Raw genomic sequence first — 19,381 nt, 5'->3', positions numbered from 1 at the left:
TGTCGGGTGCCGTAACGTTGCGGCGCGAGCCGCCGAAATCAAGGGCACGGGCTCGCGGCGCTTCCCCTCCCCCTTGCGGGGAGGGGTCAGGGGTGGGGGTCGGGGCGCGAGAGATCCCGGTCCAGATGAAGGCTGTACGAGCGTGCGTGCTCCCTACGTCCGCACCAGCTCCGACTTTCCGACCCCCACCCCCAGCCCCTCCCCGCAAGGGGGAGGGGAGCGCCCGTCCGCTCCTCTCCCGGCTTGCACCCCCCTCCCCCGATCCGCCACACTCCCCCGCCCCACACCGAGACCCTGCCGTGCGCCCCCTCATCCTCGCCCTCGCCCTCCTCGCCTCCCCTGCCCGCGCTCAGGCGCCCGTGGATTGCCTCGTGGAGGCCTATGGGCACGGAACCGGGGTCGCGGTGCGGGAGGCGCCGTCCCCAGAGGCGGCGGTGCTGCTGCGGCTGCCTGATCCCGTCCTCGTGGGCGACGGGGAGGTGGCGGTGGCGTTCACCGTGACGGGGTGGGTGCCGGGCTGGTTCCGGATCGAGGAGGCGGGCTACTCGGACGAGGTGGGGTTCGTGCCCGGCGGGCGGCGGGTGCCGCTGGAGCGGGCCGGTTGGGTGGCGCAGGACGCCGTGCGCACCACGGCGGCGGGCCTGGAGCTGCGCGCCGAGCCCCGCGAGGGGGCGCCGGTCTCGGCGCGCGTGATGGGCCTCCAGCGCATGCCGGGGTCGGTCTTCGTCCTCCACGGGCCCGAGGGCGTCGGCGTGCGGGCCCTGCGCGCCTGCCGGGGCGCCTGGGTCGAACTCGACACCGACATGGGCCGGGGCTGGACGGACGCGGTCTGCGCCCGCCAGCGCACCGCCTGCGAGTAGCGCCATGGCCCGCTCCGAGCGGCTCCTCGACCTCCTCCAGATCCTGCGGCGCCACCGACGGCCCGTGACGGGGGCGCAGCTCGCCGACGAGCTCGGGGTGAGCCTGCGCACCCTCTACCGGGACATCGGGGCGCTCATGGGCCAGGGCGCGCCCATCGAGGGCGAGGCGGGGGTGGGCTACGTGCTGCGCCCGGGCTTCACCCTGCCGCCCCTCATGTTCACCGACGAGGAGATCGAGGCCGTGGTGCTCGGCGCCCGCTGGGTGGCCCAGAACGGCGACCCGTCGCTCGCCGCCGCCGCCCGCGACGCGCTCGCCAAGATCGCCGACGTGCTGCCCGCAGGCTTGCGCGACCGGGCGCAGACCTCCGGCCTCCTCGCGGTCCCCGAGGAGGCCGAGCCCGGCGCCGATCTCGGGCTCGTGCGCGAGGCGATCCAGGCCGAGCGCAAGCTGCGCATCACCTACATGGACGGCGCGGGCGAGTGGACCGAGCGCACCGTGTGGCCCTTCGCGCTGGCCTTCTTCAAGCAGGCCCGGGTGGTGGCGGCCTGGTGCGAGCTGCGGGCCGGCTTCCGGCACTTCCGCGTCGACCGCATCGCGGCGCCCGCCCTCCTGCCCGAGCGCTATCCCCGCCGCCGCGCGGCGCTCACCGCCGAGTGGCGGCTGAAGGAGGGCATCCCGGACCTCACCTGATTCCACGCTGCTGACAGAGGCTGTCAGCAGGCCGGGGCGATGCTCATCGGGTCATGAGGAACCCACCGATGCCCCGCCATCTGCACGAGACCACGACCGCCCTCGGGCTTCACCCACCCCGCGAGACCCCGGCCGCCAGGGAGCCGCGCCACTGGATCGCCGTCGCCTGCGCCGACCATGTCCGGCGCGGGATCGCGGAGGGGGTCATGCAGGTCTGCCACGGCAAGGCGGGACCGCTGCGGCGGCTGAACGCTGGGGACGCGGTGGTCTATTACTCGCCCGTGATCGCCTTCCGCGGCTCCGAGCGCTGCCAGGCCTTCACGGCGTTCGGCACGGTGGCGGACGACGCCGTCTACCAGGCCGACATGGACGAGGGCTTCCGGCCCTGGCGCCGGGCGGTGGCGTGGCGGGAGGCCGCGCCCGTGCCCATCCCCCCCCTCCTCGACCGCCTCGACCTCACCCGCGGCCGGCGCGCCTGGGGCTACCCCTTCCGCTTCGGCCTCCTGGAGGCCACGGGGCACGACATGGGGCTGATCCTGGCGGCGGCGGGGCTAGGCATGCCCGGGCCCGATCTGGTCGGGACCGGGCCGTGACCCTACATGGGACGCCATGCTCGGCTTTCTCTGGCGACCTGGCGTCAACCTGCGTGGCGATTTGGCGAAGCTGGACGACGCCGCGCTCGCGGCGCGCCTCGACGAGGTCCTGCTCATGATCGAGCATCTCGTCGCCGCTCGGCACGGCGCGCCTTTCCACACGTTGGCCCCCCATGGCTGGGCCATCAGGCGTGCCTGGCGCGGGCCGCTGCGCGGACGCATCTTTTATCGGCTGATCTGGCGCCTGCCCGAAATCCTGGGCATCCTGCTGACCCGCAACATCCACACATTCGACAGCGATGATGAACGGGCCTTGTACCTTGCGCATTGTGAGGCCAAGGATTTGATGGACGAGATCAAGCGACGGCTGCCGGCACGCCAGAGACCCGAGGCAAGAGTGCGCTCATGACCCGCATCCCCGACTTCACCGCGATCCCCCTCGCCCCCGTCGCGGTCCCCGCCCCCGAGACGGCGGCCGAGCCCTGGATGACGCCCGAGGGCATCCCGGTGAAGGGGGCTTACGGCCCCGAGGACCGGGAGGGCATCGACTTCCTCGACACCTATCCCGGCCTGCCGCCTTACGTACGCGGCCCCTACCCCACCATGTACGTGAACCAGCCCTGGACGGTGCGCCAGTACGCGGGCTTCTCGACGGCGGAGGATTCCAACGCCTTCTATCGGCGCAACCTCGCCGCGGGGCAAAAAGGCCTCTCGGTCGCCTTCGACCTCGCGACGCACCGGGGCTACGACTCGGACCACCCCCGCGTCTCGGGGGACGTCGGCATGGCGGGCGTCGCGATCGATTCCATCTACGACATGCGCACGCTCTTCGGCGGCATCCCGCTCGACCAGATGAGCGTGTCCATGACCATGAACGGGGCCGTGCTCCCCGTGATGGCGCTCTACATCGTGGCGGCCGAGGAGCAGGGCGTGCCGGCGGCGAAGCTGTCGGGGACCATCCAGAACGACATCCTCAAGGAGTTCATGGTCCGCAACACCTATATCTACCCGCCCGCGCCCTCGATGCGGATCATCGGCGACATCTTCGCCTATACCTCCGCCCACATGCCGCGCTTCAACTCGATCTCGATCTCCGGCTATCACATGCAGGAGGCGGGGGCGACGCAGGACCTGGAGCTCGCCTATACGCTCGCCGACGGCGTCGAATACATCCGGGCGGGCCTGGGCGCGGGGCTCACCGTCGACCAGTTCGCGCCGCGGCTCTCGTTCTTCTGGGCCATCGGCATGAACTTCTTCATGGAGGTGGCGAAGCTCAGGGCCGCCCGCCTCCTGTGGGCCCGCCTCGTGAAGGAGTTCGACCCGAAGAGCGACAAGTCCCTGCCGCTTCGCACCCACTCGCAGACCTCCGGCTGGTCCTTGGCCGCGCAGGACGTGTTCAACAACGTCTCCCGCACCTGCCTCGAGGCCATGGCGGCGACGCAAGGCCACACCCAGTCGCTCCACACCAACGCGCTCGACGAGGCGCTGGCGCTGCCCACCGACTTCTCGGCCCGCATCGCCCGCAACACCCAGCTCTTCCTCCAGCAGGAGAGCGGCACCACCCGGATCATCGATCCGTGGGGCGGGTCGTACTATGTCGAGCGCCTGACCCAGCAGCTCGCCGAGCGGGCGTGGGAGCATATCCAGGAGGTGGAGCGCTTAGGCGGCATGGCGAAGGCCATCGAGGCGGGCATCCCGAAGCTGCGCATCGAGGAGGCCGCGGCCCGCACGCAGGCCCGCATCGATTCCGGCCTCCAGACGGTGGTGGGCGTCAACCGCTTCCGCCCGGAGAACGAGCGGCCGATCGAGGTGCTCAAAGTCGACAACGCCAATGTCCGCGCGCTCCAGATCGACAAGCTGAAGCGCCTGCGCCGGGAGCGGGACGAGGGCGAGGTGGTGCGCGCCCTCGACGCGCTCACCGCCTGCGCCGCCTCGGGCTCGGGCAACCTCCTCGACCTCGCGGTCGGCGCCGCCCGCGCCAAGGCGACCGTGGGCGAGATCTCCGGTGCGCTGGAGAAGGTGTGGGGCCGTCACCGGGCCGAGATCAAGGCGATCTCGGGCGTCTACAGGCAGGAGGTCGGGGCCATGTCGCCAGCGGTCGAGCGGGTTCGCGCCCTCGTGGAGCGCTTCGAGACCGACGACGGGCGCAGGCCCCGCATCCTGGTGGCCAAGATGGGCCAGGACGGGCACGACCGCGGCCAGAAGGTGATCGCCTCCGCCTTCGCGGATCTCGGCTTCGACGTCGACATCGGCCCCCTCTTCGCGACGCCGGGCGAGGCCGCCCGCCAAGCGATCGAGAACGACGTCCACATCGTCGGCGTCTCCTCGCTCGCCGCCGGCCACCTGACGCTGGTGCCGGAATTGCGGGCCGAGCTCGCGCGGTTCGGCCGCGAGGACATCATGATCGTGGTCGGCGGCGTCATCCCGCCGGGCGACTTCGACACGCTCCTGAAAGCCGGCGCCTCGGCGATCTTCCCGCCCGGCACCGTGATCGCCGACGCCGCGGAAAAGCTGATCCACGAGCTCAACGGACGGCTCGGCTACGGGCCGAGGGCGGCCGCGGAGTGAGGGGCCCCATCCCCCTGATCGCCGGAGCCGCGATCCTCGCGTCGCTTCCGGCCCATGCCCAGGCGGTTTCGGATCCCCGCTGCCCCTACAGCTTCGAGACCCGCGTCGCCCGCCCGACCATCGTGGTGGCGCAGGCGCGGGTGACATGCGCCGTGGAGCGGGATACGGGGCTCGCCGGCCGGGTGATCGCGGAGGCGCGCCAGGCCTTGGGGCGGGCCGTCGGGGGCGCGGAGGCCGAGGCGCGGGGCAAGGCCGTGGAGGCGCGCACCGAGCGGCGTTTCACCCTCGACGTGGAGCGCGTGCACCTCACGGACCGCGTCGCGAGCCTGCTCTCGACCGCGACGGAGCGCGAGGGCGACGCCCGCCCGTCCGTCACCCCTCGCAGCCTCACCTGGGACCTCGACCGGGGCCTCTACGTCACCCTCGGCGAGCTGTTCCGCGAGCCCCGCCCCGGCGGCCCCGCCATGACGGCGTTGCGCGACGCGGTGCGGGGGGCGCTGCGCGAGCGGGCGCCGGCGCTGGCAGACGCCATCAAGGCCGAGCCGCAATCGTTTCGCGCCTGGACGCTCACGCCCGGCGCGGACGCGGCGCGGGCATCAGGGATCACGTTCCATTACGGCACGAGCGAGCGCGCGCCCGAGGGCGCCACCGCCTTCGTGCCGGCGGAGGTGCTGGCGCCGCATCTGACGGCGGCACGGCGGGAGCTGTTCGGGGTGGAGCGGCGCTAGGCTCCGCCGCCCGGCTCGGTGCTCGCGATGACGCGGATCTCGACGACGGCACCCTCGCGCCTGAGGCCCGCGACCTCCACGGCCGTCCACGCCGGGGTGGGCTCGGCGAGGTGTTCGAGGCGGATCGCGTCGAACAGCTCGAAGTGGTCGCGCAGGCCCACATGGTAGGTGATCATCTCGACGATCGCCTCGAAGGTAAGCCCCGCCTCGTGCAGGACCATGCCGATCTTCGTGAAGGCGTTGCGTATCTGCGCTTCCGGCTCCGCCGGCATGATGCCCTGCGCGTCACCACCCGTCACCCCGGTCAGGAACAGGTGGGTGCCGGACAGGATGGCGGGCGACATGCGAGCCCGCGCCGCCGCCTCCTTGAGCCCCGGCGGCACGATCGCCCGTTTGGTCATCGATACAGCCTCCAAGCTGAAGGTAAGCGTCTCACATCCTTAAGCTAGAGCCTGTGGTGAGGGGGGACCAGCCCTCGCCCCCCTACCCCGCCCGCTCGACCGCCCGCTTCACCACCGCCTTCACCTCGGGGTTGGTGAGGAACAGGTCGTGGTTGATGAGGCCTGAGCCGAACTCGGAGGCGTCGGCGATGCGCACGCCGAGCGCCTCGAGGCCGGCGAGCTTCTCGCGGTCGGCGGCGCCGGCGCGGGCGACGCCGCCGGCCAGCCGCCGGGAGAGCTCCAGGGCGCGGTCGTTCACCGACGTGATCACGGTGATCTTGCGGGCGTCGGGGCCCAGCCGCTCCACGGCGCGCACGAACTGGTCGATGTCGACGTCGGGCGAGGCGAGCGTCACGGAGGCGATCTTCGCCATCGCGGCCTCGCCGCCAGCCGCGCGCACGTTGCGCAGGGTCTCGATGGTCAGGAACGAGCCCATGGAATGGGCCACCACGTGGACGCGCCCGCCGCTCGGCGAGCGGGCGAGCGCCGTGAGCAGGTCCTCCAGCGCGTCGCGGGACCACAGGGCGCTCTCGCGGTCATAGGCATAGTCGAAGGTGGCGCCGCCCGACGGCCAGGTGAACAGGCCCGTGGCGCCGCGGAAGCCGATGCCGCGCGACAGCTCCATGGCGCTCACCGCCGCCGTCTCGAAGGTCTCGCGGTAGCCGTGGACATAGAGGAGCACGTCCTTGCCCACCGCGGTCTCCGCGAAGGTCTCGGCCGCGCGCTCGGACTGGGGCGTGTCGACCCGGGCCACCGACCAGTCCCCCGTCACCACGCTCGTCACCCGCTGGACGAGCGAATCGCTCGGCCCCGCCATGCGGGCGCGGGCGAAGGACAGGCCGCGCCCGCGCTCGCCCGAGAACCAGGGTTTTTGCCCGCCCGCCACGGGGCGGCGCGTGGTGGCGACCAGCAGCGTCGGCTCGCCTTGGGCGAGGGCGGGCTCCGACGAGCCGGTGGCGAGGATGCCCTCGCGGGGCCCCCAGCAGCCGCCGAGGCCGGCCGCGACGAGGCCGACGAGAGCCAGGCGCGCAAGGGATCGGGCGGCGGGATGGGCGGTCATGGGGCGGGGGCTTTCGGTGCGGGCGGACGAGCGCCTGATGGGGGGCAAAGATGGCGAGCCCGTGGCGGGGCACGTCTCATGCAACGGGAGATAACAGGCAAACAGCGTCACCGAAAAGGACGATAACGATGAGAATTGGATCGATCTCGCCAACGAACACGGAACGTTGCTGCACCACTCCTGGAACGCGCTCATTTTGCATCGAACTTTATCCATCTGGGGACGGAGTGCGTTTAGGATCCGTTAACCAGGCTGGAAGCGGCTCGCATGCTTTACAGCCCATTAACATCACCATCAACGTCGTCTGCGAGACCTGCGCCGGGAAGCCCGCGTCCCGTGCGCCGAGCGTGCGCAGCGCCTGAGGCGTGCGGCGGGCCGACGGGGGCGCGCGCGGGTTCGCCGGACCTGTTGCATCTTCGCTTCACAGCCCCCCCGGAAATGCTCTAGCCTGCCGGGGTTCGACCAGAACCGGGCGCACGACCCGGGATGCGAGCAGGAGGAAACCATGACGCAGTTCACCCGGCGCGGCCTCATCGCGTCCATCGCCGCGGCGTCCGCCGCGGGCACCCTGTCCCGCGAGAGCTTCGCTCAAGCCGCCTATCCGAGCCGCCCCCTCACCCTCGTGGTGCCCTGGGGCGCCGGCGGGGGCACGGACGCCACCGCCCGCATCGTCGGCGCGCTCCTGGAGAAGGATTTCGGCCAGCCCGTGAACGTCGTGAACCGCACCGGCGGCTCAGGGGTCGTGGGCCACTCGGCCATCGCCACCGCCGCGCCCGACGGCTACACGATCGGCATGGTGACGGTGGAGATCACCATGATGCACCACCAGGGCCTCACCGAGCTCAAGCCCACGAGCTACGCGCCGCTCGCCCTCATGAACGAGGATCCGCCGGGCGTGCAGGTGAAGGGCGACAGCCCCTACAAGACGGTGAAGGACCTCGCCGACGCCATCAAGGCGGCGCCCGCGGGCAAGTTCAAGGCGTCCGGCACGGGCCAGGGCGGCATCTGGCACCTCGCCCTCATCGGCTGGCTCCAGGCCATGGGGCTGAAGCCCGACCACGTCGCCTGGGTGCCCTCCAATGGCGCCGCGCCCGCCATGCAGGACCTCGCGGCGGGCGGCATCGACATCGTGACCTGCTCGGTGCCCGAGGGCCGCGCCATGATCGACGCGGGCCGCGCGAAAAGCCTCGCCATCATGGCAGCCGAGCGCAACCCGATGTTCAAGGACGTGCCGACCCTCAACGAGGCGCTCGGCATCAACTACTCGGTGGGCGCCTGGCGCGGCATCGCGGGCCCGAAGGGGCTCCCCGCCGACGTGCAGGCGCGGCTCGTGGCGGGGCTCAAGAAGGCCTACGAGTCGAAGGAGTTCACCGACTTCATGACCAACCGCGGCTTCGGCATCAAATGGGCCGACCCGCAGGCCTTCGCCGCCTTCATGGAGGACGGCGACCAGAAGATGGGCGCCGCCATGAAGGCCGCCGGCCTGGCAAAGGCTTAGGGCGCGCGCGACGCTCCTCTCCCCCCTTGCGGGGGAGATGCCCCGCCAGGGGCAGAGGGGGGTCGGCGAGGCGCAAGCCTCGCCGCACGACAGAACGACCAAGCGATCGTTGGAAAGAACCGTGGTCCGGCGCTTGCGCGCCGTACCCCCCTCCGCATCCTCCCCCGCAAGGGGGGAGGGGTGCATCGTCCTGAAGCCGGACGCCGAGGCCTCCAGCCGTGGGGAGGCCGGGGATCTAGGGTCCGACGGTGCCCGCCTCTCTCGCAGGAGCCCCCCATGCGTGCCAACGATGCCGTCGTCGGTGTCCTGCTCATCGTCATCGCCGCCGCCATGGTGGCTTATACGGCGACGTTCCCGGCCTTTCCGGGCCAGCGCTACGGACCCGCGCTCTTCCCCCGCCTGCTCGGCGCCGGGATCATCCTGTGCGGGGCGGCCCTCGTGGTGCGGGGGCTTGCCGCAAGGCGCATGGGAGAGGCGTGGATCGCGGCCGGCGACTGGACCCGCGAGCCCGGCAAGCCCCTCACCTTCGCCCTCGTGCTCGCGTGCCTCGTCGGCTACATCCTCGTGTCCGAGAGCCTCGGCTTCATCGTGACCGCGGCCGCGATCCTCGCCGTCCTGTTCTGGCGCTTCCAGGTCCGCCCGCTCCTCGTGCTGCCGCTCGCGGTCGCCTCGAGCCTCGTGGTGCACTGGTTCTTCGCCTCGCTCATGCGGGTGCCGCTGCCCCGCGGCATCCTCGACTCGATCCTGTGAGGAGGGCGCCATGGATGCCTTGAGCGCCGCCTTCGTCCTCGTCGCCGACCCTTACGTCCTGTGGGTGGTCCTCGCCTCGTCGCTGTTCGGCATGTTCGTCGGCGCCATGCCGGGGCTCACCGCCACCATGGCGACGGCGCTCCTGGTGCCGGTGACCTTCTTCATGCCCCCGGTGCCGGCGCTCGCGGCCATCGTCAGCGCCACCACCATGGCGATCTTCGCGGGCGACATCCCCGCCGCCATGCTGCGCATGCCCGGCACGCCGGCCTCCGCCGCCTATACGGACGAGAGCTACGCCATGGCCCGCAAGGGCCAGCTCGACCTGAACCTTGGCACCAACCTCGTCTTCTCGGTCGTCGGCGGCCTGTTCGGGGTCGCGGTGCTCATCGTGGCGGCGCCGCTGCTCGCCGAGATCGCGCTCAACTTCTCGTCCTATGAATATTTCTGGCTCGCGGCGCTCGGCCTCTCCTGCGCCGTGCTCATCGCGACCCTCGATCCCCTCAAGGGCTTCGTCTCGCTGCTGCTCGGCCTCGCCATCGGCACCATCGGCATCGACCCGGCGGCGGGCTTTCCCCGCTTCACCTTCGGCACGGTGGAGCTCATGCAGGGGATCAGCTTCATCCCCGCCATGATCGGGCTCTTCGCCATCTCCGAGATCCTGCGCAGCTCCGTGGCGATGGAGGGCGGGTTCGAGGCGGTCGAGGGCAAGGTGGGCTCGATCTTCAAGGGAATCGGCGCCGTCGCCCGCCGCTACTGGTTCAACGTCCTGCGCGGCTCCGTGATCGGCACCGTCATCGGCGCCCTGCCGGGCGCGGGCGCCGACATCGCGGCCTGGATCTCCTACGCGGTCTCCAAGCGCTTCTCGAAGGAGCCCGAGAAGTTCGGCACCGGCCACCTGGAGGGCATCGTCGACGCCACCTCGGCCAACAACTCGGCGCTCGGCGGCGCCTGGATCCCGGCCCTCGTCTTCGGCATCCCGGGCGACTCCATCACCGCCATCGTCATCGGCGTCCTCTACATGAAGAACATGAACCCGGGGCCGATGGTGTTCATCCAGAACCCGCAATTTATCTATGCGGTGTTCCTCATCTTCATCCTCGCGAACCTCCTCATGCTGCCGTTGGGCTGGGCCGCCATCAAGTCGGCGAAGGTCATCCTGCGCACGCCCCGCAACGTGCTCGTGCCCCTCATCCTGATCTTCTGCGTGGTGGGCTCCTACGCCATGACGAACTCGATCTACGGCGTGGTCGTCATGCTCGCCATGGGGATCGCGGGCTGGCTCCTGGAGGAGAACGGGTTTCCCGTGGCGCCGATCATCCTCGGCCTCGTGCTCGGCGAGATGTTCGAGCAGAACTTCATGACCTCGATGATCAAGTCCGACGGCTCCTTCCTCGCCTTCTTCGAGCGTCCCATCGCGGGCGTGCTCGGCGGGCTCACCGTCGCGGTCTGGGGCCTGTTCGCCTACAAGGCCGTGCGGGGCTTGAGCGGGTTGCGCGCCGCGACGGCGTGAGGGGGGCGGGCCCGGAACAGCCCGCCGATCCCACCCCCAACCTCGTCCTGAGGCGCCCCGCAACGCGGGGCCTCGAAGGGCGCTCCGGGGATCTCCCTCCGGCTCACGACCGTGCTGCGTGCTTCGAGGCCCACCTGCGGTGGGCACCTCAGCATGAGGGGGTTGGAGAGGTCTCCCGGTCCGAGCCAGACCTCGGGTGATCGTCACGCCGCGACGGCATGAAGCGGCCCCGCCCGCCTTGATGGCGCCACGCGGGAGGGCCACGTCCTGGGCGATGACCCTCGCCCGCCTCGTCGTGATCCTGCTCCTCGTCTTCGTCGTGCCGCTCGCGGCCCGCGTCGCGTGGTGGACCCTGCGCGGCGACCTGCCCGGCGACTGGGGCAGCGCCGACTGGTCGAGCGCCGGCCTCCTGCCCCGCCCCGCCGACAAGCCGGACGCCATGATCCACGTCTACGCTGCCCGGGTCGGGCGCTGGCGCGGGATCGTGGCGCATCACGCCTGGATCGTGGTGAAGGAGGCCGGCGCCGCGCGCTACACGCGCTTCGACAAGGTGGGCTGGGGCTCGCCCGTGCGCACCAATGGCTGGCCCGCCGACGGGCGCTGGTTCGGCAACCCGCCCCAGCTCGTCGCCGCCCTCGAGGGCGAGGCGGCCGAGCGCCTGATCCCGCGCGTGCGCGCCGCCGTGGCGGATTACCCGTACCGGGGCTTTGGCGACTACCGGGCCTGGCCGGGGCCGAACTCCAACACCTTCATCGCCCATGTCCTGCGCGCCACCCCGGAGCTCGGCGCCATCCTGCCGCCCACCGCGCTGGGCAAGGACTGGCGCCCCCTCGAGAGCTGGCTCAGCCTGACCCCGAGCGGCACGGGGGTGAGCCTGTCGCTCGGCGGCTATGCCGGGATCACGGTCGGCTGGGTCGAGGGCGTGGACGTGATCCTGTTCGGCGCGGTCGCCGGCATCGACCTGCGCCGCCCCGCCGTGAAGGTGCCCTTCTGGGGCCGCTTCGGGGTGGCGAGCCTGGTGTGAGGGGGATTTGAGGAGCCGCTTCGCGGCAGCTGAATCCTGGATCCCGGATCGGCGCTGCGCATTCGCGCAGCTTGCCCGGGAAAGCGGGTTGAGGTTCTAGAGACCTCTGGACCACCCTCCGCCACTGTCCCGGGCAAGTCCCGCGCCGGCGGGACGCAGATCCGGAATCCAGCGCAAGGAGCTGCGGCGAAGCCGCTCCCTAAGCCGCCGCGATCGCGCGCGCCGATTCGGCGTCGACCTGGTGCCACCAGGTCCAGCACTCGGTCTCGACGGCGTTGAGCACCGGCTGGGTGCTGGGGAAGCGGCGGTCGGCCTGGAGGGCGTCCTTCAGGAGCGCGAGGCGAGCCAGCGCGCCGTTGCGATGCTCCGGGCGGCCATATTGCGAGATGAACAGGACGCGGGTGAAGATCGCGAGGTTGATCTGAGCCATGGGTCAGCCGTCAGACGCTCGTGTTGCCGGGGATCGAGGTGTAGAGCGTCTGGATGTGCTGACGCTCCTTCTGCTCGAAGGCCTGGAGCATGCGCGGGTCGCTATAGGAATAGCGGTTGTAGTCGTAGGGCTGGCTCGACGTGGCGGCCGCCTCGCCCATGGGCGCGACGCCGGCGTTCTGCCCCACCAGGACGCCCGGCGGACGGTTCACGGCGTCGGCGGCAGTGGCGTTCTGGGTGGCGGCGGTCCGGCGCGCGGCATCGAACAAGGCCGTGTCGCCGCCCAGGGGCTGCGAGCCGGTCTTGAATTCCCCGGCAGGGACGCCGAAGGGGGTGATGGTCAGTTTCGTCATGTCACCGATAGCCGCGTTGAATTCACTTGTTACCTAACCATAATCCATATGGCTCGAATTCGCAAGTTCCGTCATAGTTGCGAGCCATGCGATGCGAGCAATCCCATCAGCCATGAAGCCAAGATGGTGAATGAGCCGGCAAGAATTGCACGCGTGAAGACATGACGCGGCAAAGCTTCGGCTCCCGCGCGCAATTCGCCCTCGACGGCGGGGGGCGGCCCCGGCACAAGAGGCGGAAGCGGGGTCCGCCGACGGGGTGAGGGCATGGAGATCACGATCGAGGCGCTGGCCGGCGGCGACCGGGCGGTTCTCGCCCGCGCTATCACGCTCATTGAATCGAAGCGCCCCGACCGCCGCGCCGCCGCCCGCCGCCTGATCGAGGCCGCGATGCCCCTCACGGGGCGTGCCGTGCGGGTGGGCATCACGGGGGTGCCGGGCGTCGGCAAGTCGACCACCATCGACGCGCTCGGCGCAGGCCTCACCGCCAAGGGGCACCGCGTGGCGGTGCTCGCCGTCGACCCGAGCTCCAGCCGCACGGGCGGTTCGATCCTCGGCGACAAGACCCGCATGGCGCGGCTCGCCGCCGATCCGGCCGCCTTCGTGCGCCCCTCCCCCACCTCGGGCACGCTCGGCGGCGTGGCGGCGCGCACCCGCGAGACCATGCTCTTGTGCGAGGCGGCGGGCTTCGACGTGATCCTCGTCGAGACCGTGGGCGTCGGGCAGTCCGAGACGGCGGTGGCGGACCTCACGGATTTCTTCCTCGTCCTCATGCTGCCGGGCGCCGGCGACGAGCTCCAGGGCATCAAGAAGGGCATCCTGGAGCTCGCCGACATGATCGCGGTCAACAAGGCGGAGGGTGAGGGCCGGCCCCGGGCGCTCGCGGCCGCCGCCGAGTACCGCGCCGCGCTCCACATCCTCACCCCCGCCTCCCCCGCCTGGTCGCCCCCCGTGGTGACGGTCTCGGGCCTGACGGGCGAGGGCCTCGACGACCTGTGGGAGCGGATCCTCGACCATCGCCGCCGCCTCGACGCCACGGGGGAGATCGCGGCGAAGCGCCGGGCGCAGGACATCCGCTGGATGTGGGCCCTCGTCGACGAGCGCCTGCGCGAGCGCCTCACCGGCGACGCGGCCGTGCGCGCCCGCATGGGCGCCATCGAGGCCTCGGTGCGGGCGGGCGCCGCCTCGCCGAGCGCCGCCGCCGACGAGATCGCGGCCCTGATCGGATTGTAGGATGACCCGCCTCCTCGTCACGGGCTTCGGCCCCTTCCCCCGCGTGCCCAGGAACCCGTCCGAGCGGCTGGCGCGGGCGCTCGCCGCCCATCCCCGCCTGCGCCTGCGGGGGATCGAGGCGGAGGCGCTGATCCTGCGCACGGCCTATGGCGCCGTCGATGCCGCCCTCGTGCCGCACCTGCGCGAGCGCCGGCCCGACGCGGTCCTGATGCTCGGCGTCGCGGCAAGGCGGCGTCATGTCAGCGTCGAGACCCGGGCCGTGAACCGGGTGAGCCGCCTGTTTCCCGACGCGGGCGGCCGGGTCGCCTCCCGCCTCGCCTTCCGCCCCGGCGGGCCGCACCTGCGCCGGGCGCGGGCGCCCCTGGCGGGCCTGATCCGGGCCCTGCGGGGCAGCGGCCTCGACGCCCACGCCTCACGCGATGCCGGGCGCTACCTGTGCAACGCCTCGTCTTACGCGGCGCTGGAAACGGGCGCGGCGCCGACGGTCTTCGTCCACATCCCCCTGCCCCGCTCGCACGCCCGCCGCGACCGCCGGCCCACCCTGCGCGCCATGGAACGCGGCCTCCTCGACGTCGCCCTGATCCTCGCCGCCGAGGGCCGCCGGGCGGCTCTGGCTCGGGGTCTGTCCCGGAACGGCGGTCTCCTCACCCCCTCATGCTGAGGAGCGCGCGAAGAGCGCGTCTCGAAGCACGCAGCACCTCGCCACAGCCGTCCGGAGATCCCTGGAGCGCCCTTCGAGGCCCCGCGTTGCGGGGCGCCTCAGGACGAGGGTGGAGCGTAGGCTGCACTGACGAGCCAGCCTCTCGGGCGGGATGAGCGGGCCGCCCCGCTCACGAGCGGAGCGTCGCGCCCGTCTTCTTGGCCACCTCGGCCACGATCTTGGCGGAAGCCGCCTCGATCTCGGCATCGGTGAGGGTGCGCTCCGTGGGCTGGAGCGTCACCGCGATGGCCACGGACTTCTTGCCCTCGGCGACGTTCGCGCCCTCGTAGACGTCGAACAGCTCCACGCCCGTGACGAGGGTGCGGTCGGCGCCCTGCGCGGCGCGGAGGATGTCGCCGGCCTGCACGGCGCGGTCCACCACGAAGGCGAAGTCGCGGGAGACGGGCTGGAAGTCGGGCAGAACGAGCTTCGGCTTGACCTTGGTGGGCTTCGCCTTCGGCAGCGGCAGGGCGTCGAGCGTGATCTCGAAGGCCACGACCGGGCCCTTCACGTCGAGGCTCTTCAGCACCGCCGGATGGACCTCGCCGAAATGGCCGACCACGCCCTTCGGCCCGAACTGGAGCGTGCCCGAGCGGCCGGGATGGAGCCAGTCGGGCCCGCCCGGGGCCACCTGGAGGCCGCCCGTCGGCACGCCCAGCGCCGCGAGGAGCGCCAGCGCGTCGGCTTTGGCATCGAAGGCGTCGACGGCCCGCCCGCCCCCGTCCCAGTGCCGGCCCGTGCCCTCGTGGCGGGCGCTGCCCCGGCGCACGGCGGCCGCGCGGATCGTCTGGCCCTCGGGCTCGTCGCTCGCGAAGCACTGGCCGACCTCGAAGAGCGCCACGTCGCCAAAACCCCGGTCGGCGTTGCGCTGCGCGGCCTTGATCAGCCCCGGCAGGAGGCTCGGGCGCATGTCGGAGAGATCCGAGGCGATGGGGTTGGCGAGCTTGAGGGCGGCCCCGCCGCCGCCGAAGAGGCGCGCCTCGCCATCCGCGATGAAGGACCACGTCACGGCCTCGACGAGGCCGCGGGTGGCGAGCGCACGCTTGGCGAGCCGGGTGCGCTTCTGGATCGTCGTGAGGAGCGGGCGGATCACCGCCGCCTCGATGCGCTCCAGCGGCGTCGAGGGGATGCGGTCGAGGCCGACGATGCGGATCACCTCCTCGACGAGATCGGCCTTGCCCTCCACGTCCGGCCGCCAGGACGGCGGCAGCACCCGGATCCGCTCGCCGCTCCCCGAGAGGTGGAAGCCGAGGTCGGAGAGGATGGCGCGCGCCTCCGGCACGGGCACGTCGAGCCCCGACAGGCGGCGCACCTCCGAGAAGGGGAACTCGATGATGCGGCTGGCGTCGGGGATCTCGCCGAACAGGGCGCCCTCCGTGGGCGTGCCGCCGCACAGCTCCATCACCATGCGGGTCGCGATCTCGAGGCCGGGGATGGTGAAGTTCGGGTCGATGCCGCGCTCGAAGCGGTAGCGCGCATCCGTGATGATGCCGAGCCGCCGTCCGGTCTGGGCGATGTTGAGCGGGTCCCACAGGGCCGACTCGATGAGCACGTCCGTGGTGCCCTCGTCGCAGCCCGAATGCTCGCCGCCCATGACGCCCGCGATGGATTCCACCCCCGCCTCGTCGGCGATCACCACCACTTCGGGGTCGAGGCGGTAGGTGCGCCCGTCGAGGGCGAGCAGCTCCTCGCCGGCCTGCGCGCGGCGCACCGTGATCGCACCGCGCACCTTCGCGGCGTCGAAGACGTGGAGCGGGCGGCCCCGGTCGAAGGTGACGTAGTTCGTGATGTCGACGAGCGCGTTGATGGGGCGAAGCCCGATCGCGCGCAGCCGACGCTGGAGCCACTCAGGAGAAGGTCCGTTCTTCACCCCGCGCACGAGGCGAAGCGCGAAGGCGGGGCAGAGCCTGCGGTCCTCGCCCTCGAAGGCGATGTCGACCACGACGGGGCACTTGCCCTCGCCGCGCACGGGCGCGACGGCGCCGTTCTTCAGCGACCCCAAGCCCGCCGCCGCGAGATCGCGGGCGATGCCGTGGATCGAGGTGCAGTCCGGGCGGTTCGGCGTGAGGTTGATCTCGATCACCGGATCGTCGAGGCCGGCGAACGCGGCATAAGCCTCTCCCACCGGTGCGTCGGTGCTCAGGTCGATGATGCCCTCGTGGTCCTCGGAGATCCCGAGCTCGGCCGCCGAGCACAGCATGCCCCGGCTCTCGACGCCGCGGATCGTGCCGACGCCCAGCGTGATGTTCTTGCCCGGCACGTAGGTGCCCGGCGGCGCGAACACGCTCGTCATGCCCCCGCGCGCGTTCGGCGCCCCGCACACCACCTGCACCGGCGCGCCCTCGCCCGTGTCCACCATGCAGACGCGCAGGCGGTCGGCGTTGGGGTGCTGCTCGGCGGAGATCACCCGGGCGATCCGGTAGGGCTCCAGCGCCCGGCCCGGATCGCGCACGTCCTCGACCTCGAGGCCGACGCGGGTGAGGGTCTCGACGATTTGGTCGAGGGTCGCGGAGGTCTCGAGGTGGTCCTTGAGCCAGGAGAGGGTGAATTTCATAGCAGGTCTCCGGCCGTCGGCTCCGGGATGAGGAAGGGCTCGCAGGCAGCGTGGATGGTGTCGAGCACGCTCTCGCGCCGGCGAAGGACATCGTGGTTGGCGAAGCGGAGCGTGCGGTAGCCACGCCCTGCAAGCCAGGCGTCGCGCACCGCGTCACGAGCCACGTGATCGTCGAAGCCGTGCTGGCCACCGTCCACCTCGACGACGAGCCGGGCGCGATGGCAGGCGAAATCGGCGACATATGGCCCGATCGGGACTTGCCGGCGGAAGCCGAGACCCTGGAAGCGGTGTCCGCGCAAAGCATGCCAGAGCTTTCGCTCGGCCTCGGTCATCTCGCGGCGAAGACGCTTCGCGGACGCCCTCAGCCGCGGCGCGACCTCCGCATGCGCGGGGGCCTGCTTCCACCGCGGACCACGTCCCTCTACCCCCTTGCGGGGCGGATGCCCCGCAGGAACAGAGCGGGGTGCGCCGGTGCGCAGCAACGGCGCCGCGACGGAACGATCAGCCGGGAGCATTGCAGCATCGGGCGCGCGGCGCTGTCGCGCCACACCCCCCTCTCCATCTCTCCCCCGCAAGGGGGGAGAGGGATCACCGGCATCGGCGCCGGCGCTCCAGGGATGGGCTTGGCGATCCGCGCCCTCGGGCGCGAGCCCGATCATGAGCTCAATCCCGCCGCCAGCGTCGGCAGGTCCAGCGGCCGGAAGCCGTAATGGTTGAGCCAGCGTACGTCCGCGTCGAAATAGGGACGCAGGTCCGGCATGCCGTATTTCAGCATGGCGATGCGGTCGATGCCCATGCCCCAGGCGAAGCCCTGGACCTCGTCCGGGTCGAGGCCGCAATTGCGCAGGACGTTGGGGTGGACCATGCCGCAGCCGAGGATCTCGAGCCAGTCCGTGCCCTCGCCGAAGCGGATCTCGTCGCCCCTGCGCGAGCACTGGATGTCGACTTCCGCCGAGGGCTCCGTGAAGGGGAAGAAGGACGGGCGGAAGCGCATCTTCACCTGGTCGACCTCGAAGAACGCCTTGCAGAACTCCTCCAGGATCCACTTGAGGTTGGCGATGTTCGCGGCCTTGTCGATGACGAGGCCCTCGACCTGGTGGAACATCGGGGTGTGGGTCTGGTCCGAGTCGTGGCGATAGGTGCGGCCGGGGATGATCACCCGGATGGGGGGCGCCTTGGTGCGCATGGTGCGGATCTGGACGGGCGAGGTGTGGGTGCGCAGGACCTTGCGCTCGCCGTTCCGGTCGGGCTGGAGGAAGAACGTGTCGTGCATCTCCCGGGCTGGGTGGCCGGGGGGGAAGTTGAGCGCCGTGAAGTTGTAGTCGTCGGTCTCGATGTCGGGCCCCTCGGCGACCGCGAAGCCCATGTCGGCGAAGATGGCGGTGAGCTCGTCGATGACCTGGGAGATCGGGTGGATGCGCCCGCGGGTCTCGGGCCCCTCGCGCACGGGGAGCGTGACGTCGAGGCGCTCGGCGGCAAGGCGCGCCGTCAGCGCCGCCGCGGCCAGAACCTCGCGCCGCTCGGCCAGCGCCGACTGGACCGCGTCGCGCAGGCCGTTGATGAGCGGCCCCTTTTCCTTGCGCTCCTCCGGGGTCATGGCGCCGAGCGACTTGAGGAGCTCGGACACGGAGCCCTTCTTGCCGAGCGCCGCCACGCGCAAGGATTCCAGCGCCGCCTCGTCGGAGGCAGCCCGGACCTGGGCCAGGAGGTCGCGTTCGAGAGTGCTGAGATCGGTCATCGGTCCCTCGGGGAAGAGCGGGGGACATGGACCGGGGAGGCGGGAAGCGTCAAGAGGGCATTCCCCCTCCCCCTTGCGGGGAGGGGTCAGGGGTGGGGGTCGGGACGCCATCCGCGGTCGGCTCAGGAGAAGGCTGTACGGGCGGGCGTGCTCCAAATCCCGATCCCCAGCTCCGACTTTGCGCCCCCCAGCCCCGGCCCTCTCCCCGCGGGCGGGGAGACGTGGAAACGAAAAGGGCGGCCCTGGGGCCGCCCTTCATCCTTACGCCGCCTGGGCGGTCTCGGCGGGCAGCGCCGCCCGGGCCTTCTCGACATAGGCCGCGAAGGCCGCCGGCTCGTGGATCGCCACCTCAGAGAGGAGCTTGCGGTCCACCTCGATCCCGGCCTTGTTGAGGCCGTCGATGAAGCGGCTATAGGTGATGCCGTGCTCGCGCACCGCCGCGTTCAGGCGCTGGATCCAGAGCGCGCGGAACGTGCGCTTCCGGTTCTTCCGGTCGCGATAAGCATATTGCATGCTCTTCTCGACCGCCTGCTTGGCGATGCGGATGGTGTTCTTGCGGCGGCCCTTGAAGCCTTTGGCTTGCTGCAGGACCTTCTTGTGCTTGGCGTGAGAGGTCACGCCGCGCTTGACGCGGGCCATGGATGATCTCCTGGAG

Annotated in this window: 20 protein-coding genes; 12 read left to right on the top strand and 8 right to left on the bottom strand. The window is 71.5% G+C overall.

The window, feature by feature from the left end; all coding sequences use genetic code 11:
* Positions 1–299 precede the first annotated feature (299 nt).
* From F0L46_RS10200 to F0L46_RS10175, 6 genes are all read left to right on the top strand, one after another.
* Positions 300–860 (top strand): hypothetical protein, encoded by a 561-nt coding sequence (locus F0L46_RS10200; RefSeq protein ID WP_149817097.1) that lies wholly within the window; start codon positions 300–302, stop codon positions 858–860.
* Positions 861–864: 4 nt separating this feature from the next.
* A complete protein-coding gene (locus F0L46_RS10195) occupies positions 865–1,551 on the top strand; it encodes a helix-turn-helix transcriptional regulator (RefSeq protein ID WP_149817095.1) in 687 nt (228 codons plus the stop codon).
* 68 nt (positions 1,552–1,619) lie between these two features.
* On the top strand, positions 1,620–2,144 hold the full coding sequence (locus F0L46_RS10190; protein ID WP_149817093.1) for an EVE domain-containing protein: 525 nt from the start codon (positions 1,620–1,622) through the stop codon (positions 2,142–2,144).
* Positions 2,145–2,160: 16 nt separating this feature from the next.
* A complete protein-coding gene (locus tag F0L46_RS10185) occupies positions 2,161–2,553 on the top strand; it encodes a hypothetical protein (protein ID WP_149817091.1) in 393 nt (130 codons plus the stop codon).
* Positions 2,550–4,712, top strand: coding sequence for a methylmalonyl-CoA mutase (gene scpA / locus F0L46_RS10180; protein ID WP_149817089.1), 2,163 nt, complete (start codon positions 2,550–2,552; stop codon positions 4,710–4,712). The genes F0L46_RS10185 and scpA overlap by 4 nt, the downstream gene beginning before the upstream one ends.
* A complete protein-coding gene (locus F0L46_RS10175) occupies positions 4,709–5,440 on the top strand; it encodes a hypothetical protein (RefSeq protein WP_149817087.1) in 732 nt (243 codons plus the stop codon). The genes scpA and F0L46_RS10175 overlap by 4 nt, the downstream gene beginning before the upstream one ends.
* Here F0L46_RS10175 and F0L46_RS10170 read toward each other — a convergent pair.
* Positions 5,437–5,841, bottom strand: a complete 405-nt coding sequence (locus F0L46_RS10170) for a RidA family protein (RefSeq protein ID WP_149817085.1) — start codon at positions 5,839–5,841, stop codon at positions 5,437–5,439. The genes F0L46_RS10175 and F0L46_RS10170 overlap by 4 nt on opposite strands.
* An 82-nt stretch (positions 5,842–5,923) precedes the next feature.
* Complete coding sequence (locus tag F0L46_RS10165) at positions 5,924–6,940, bottom strand: alpha/beta hydrolase (protein WP_149817083.1); 1,017 nt, start codon at positions 6,938–6,940, stop codon at positions 5,924–5,926.
* A gap of 505 nt (positions 6,941–7,445) precedes the next feature.
* Here F0L46_RS10165 and F0L46_RS10160 point away from each other — a divergent pair.
* The 4 genes from F0L46_RS10160 (at position 7,446) to F0L46_RS10145 (ending at position 11,722) form a co-directional block, all read left to right on the top strand.
* On the top strand, positions 7,446–8,438 hold the full coding sequence (locus tag F0L46_RS10160) for a tripartite tricarboxylate transporter substrate binding protein (protein WP_149817081.1): 993 nt from the start codon (positions 7,446–7,448) through the stop codon (positions 8,436–8,438).
* Positions 8,439–8,714: 276 nt separating this feature from the next.
* Entirely contained in the window at positions 8,715–9,188 is a 474-nt protein-coding gene (locus F0L46_RS10155; protein ID WP_149817079.1) for a tripartite tricarboxylate transporter TctB family protein, read from the top strand.
* Positions 9,189–9,198: 10 nt separating this feature from the next.
* A complete protein-coding gene (locus F0L46_RS10150) occupies positions 9,199–10,698 on the top strand; it encodes a tripartite tricarboxylate transporter permease (RefSeq protein WP_149817077.1) in 1,500 nt (499 codons plus the stop codon).
* A gap of 274 nt (positions 10,699–10,972) precedes the next feature.
* Entirely contained in the window at positions 10,973–11,722 is a 750-nt protein-coding gene (locus F0L46_RS10145) for a DUF3750 domain-containing protein (protein WP_149817075.1), read from the top strand.
* A gap of 199 nt (positions 11,723–11,921) precedes the next feature.
* Here the strand turns inward: F0L46_RS10145 and F0L46_RS10140 are convergent, their stop codons facing one another.
* On the bottom strand, positions 11,922–12,152 hold the full coding sequence (locus tag F0L46_RS10140; RefSeq protein ID WP_149817073.1) for a hypothetical protein: 231 nt from the start codon (positions 12,150–12,152) through the stop codon (positions 11,922–11,924).
* A 10-nt stretch (positions 12,153–12,162) separates the two neighbouring features.
* Complete coding sequence (locus F0L46_RS10135; protein ID WP_149817071.1) at positions 12,163–12,504, bottom strand: hypothetical protein; 342 nt, start codon at positions 12,502–12,504, stop codon at positions 12,163–12,165.
* A 264-nt stretch (positions 12,505–12,768) separates the two neighbouring features.
* On the opposite strand from F0L46_RS10135, the gene meaB reads away from it, so the two are divergent.
* Both meaB and F0L46_RS10125 read left to right on the top strand, forming a co-directional pair.
* The gene (meaB, locus tag F0L46_RS10130; protein WP_149817069.1) at positions 12,769–13,734 is read left to right on the top strand and encodes a methylmalonyl Co-A mutase-associated GTPase MeaB; all 966 of its coding nucleotides are present in this window, start codon (positions 12,769–12,771) and stop codon (positions 13,732–13,734) included.
* Between the two features lies 1 nt (position 13,735).
* Positions 13,736–14,395 (top strand): pyroglutamyl-peptidase I, encoded by a 660-nt coding sequence (locus tag F0L46_RS10125; RefSeq protein WP_149817067.1) that lies wholly within the window; start codon positions 13,736–13,738, stop codon positions 14,393–14,395.
* A gap of 169 nt (positions 14,396–14,564) precedes the next feature.
* Here the strand turns inward: F0L46_RS10125 and pheT are convergent, their stop codons facing one another.
* The 4 genes from pheT to rplT all read right to left on the bottom strand — a co-directional run bounded on the left by pheT (position 14,565) and on the right by rplT (position 19,365).
* Positions 14,565–16,988 carry a phenylalanine--tRNA ligase subunit beta gene (pheT, locus tag F0L46_RS10120; protein WP_149817065.1) on the bottom strand — a complete coding sequence of 808 codons (2,424 nt, stop codon included), beginning with the start codon at positions 16,986–16,988 and terminating at the stop codon, positions 14,565–14,567.
* Positions 16,985–17,353, bottom strand: a complete 369-nt coding sequence (locus F0L46_RS26810; protein ID WP_276315529.1) for an endonuclease domain-containing protein — start codon at positions 17,351–17,353, stop codon at positions 16,985–16,987. The genes pheT and F0L46_RS26810 overlap by 4 nt, the downstream gene beginning before the upstream one ends.
* A 290-nt stretch (positions 17,354–17,643) precedes the next feature.
* Complete coding sequence (gene pheS, locus F0L46_RS10110) at positions 17,644–18,726, bottom strand: phenylalanine--tRNA ligase subunit alpha (RefSeq protein ID WP_149817063.1); 1,083 nt, start codon at positions 18,724–18,726, stop codon at positions 17,644–17,646.
* Between the two features lie 261 nt (positions 18,727–18,987).
* A complete protein-coding gene (rplT, locus tag F0L46_RS10105) occupies positions 18,988–19,365 on the bottom strand; it encodes a 50S ribosomal protein L20 (protein ID WP_149817061.1) in 378 nt (125 codons plus the stop codon).
* Positions 19,366–19,381: the final 16 nt, after the last annotated feature.

The sequence above is a fragment of the Salinarimonas soli genome (assembly GCF_008386575.1).
Lineage (GTDB): Bacteria > Pseudomonadota > Alphaproteobacteria > Rhizobiales > Beijerinckiaceae > Salinarimonas_A > Salinarimonas_A soli.
Note: the sequence above shows the minus strand (reverse complement) of the source record. Positions and strands in the feature narration are given on the sequence as shown.

Bases quoted from the DNA above. Each gene is read 5' to 3' on its own strand.
- rplT (WP_149817061.1), bottom strand. From the start codon at position 19,365: ATGGCCCGCGTCAAGCGCGGCGTGACCTCTCACGCCAAGCACAAGAAG.
- F0L46_RS10185 (WP_149817091.1), top strand. From the start codon at position 2,161: ATGCTCGGCTTTCTCTGGCGACCTGGCGTCAACCTGCGTGGCGATTTG.
- F0L46_RS10155 (WP_149817079.1), top strand. From the start codon at position 8,715: ATGCGTGCCAACGATGCCGTCGTCGGTGTCCTGCTCATCGTCATCGCC.
- F0L46_RS10170 (WP_149817085.1), bottom strand. From the start codon at position 5,841: ATGACCAAACGGGCGATCGTGCCGCCGGGGCTCAAGGAGGCGGCGGCG.
- F0L46_RS10150 (WP_149817077.1), top strand. From the start codon at position 9,199: ATGGATGCCTTGAGCGCCGCCTTCGTCCTCGTCGCCGACCCTTACGTC.
- F0L46_RS10140 (WP_149817073.1), bottom strand. From the start codon at position 12,152: ATGGCTCAGATCAACCTCGCGATCTTCACCCGCGTCCTGTTCATCTCG.
- F0L46_RS10165 (WP_149817083.1), bottom strand. From the start codon at position 6,940: ATGACCGCCCATCCCGCCGCCCGATCCCTTGCGCGCCTGGCTCTCGTC.
- F0L46_RS10160 (WP_149817081.1), top strand. From the start codon at position 7,446: ATGACGCAGTTCACCCGGCGCGGCCTCATCGCGTCCATCGCCGCGGCG.
- F0L46_RS10145 (WP_149817075.1), top strand. From the start codon at position 10,973: ATGACCCTCGCCCGCCTCGTCGTGATCCTGCTCCTCGTCTTCGTCGTG.
- scpA (WP_149817089.1), top strand. From the start codon at position 2,550: ATGACCCGCATCCCCGACTTCACCGCGATCCCCCTCGCCCCCGTCGCG.
- F0L46_RS10135 (WP_149817071.1), bottom strand. From the start codon at position 12,504: ATGACGAAACTGACCATCACCCCCTTCGGCGTCCCTGCCGGGGAATTC.
- F0L46_RS10195 (WP_149817095.1), top strand. From the start codon at position 865: ATGGCCCGCTCCGAGCGGCTCCTCGACCTCCTCCAGATCCTGCGGCGC.
- F0L46_RS10190 (WP_149817093.1), top strand. From the start codon at position 1,620: ATGCCCCGCCATCTGCACGAGACCACGACCGCCCTCGGGCTTCACCCA.
- meaB (WP_149817069.1), top strand. From the start codon at position 12,769: ATGGAGATCACGATCGAGGCGCTGGCCGGCGGCGACCGGGCGGTTCTC.
- pheT (WP_149817065.1), bottom strand. From the start codon at position 16,988: ATGAAATTCACCCTCTCCTGGCTCAAGGACCACCTCGAGACCTCCGCG.
- pheS (WP_149817063.1), bottom strand. From the start codon at position 18,726: ATGACCGATCTCAGCACTCTCGAACGCGACCTCCTGGCCCAGGTCCGG.
- F0L46_RS10125 (WP_149817067.1), top strand. From the start codon at position 13,736: ATGACCCGCCTCCTCGTCACGGGCTTCGGCCCCTTCCCCCGCGTGCCC.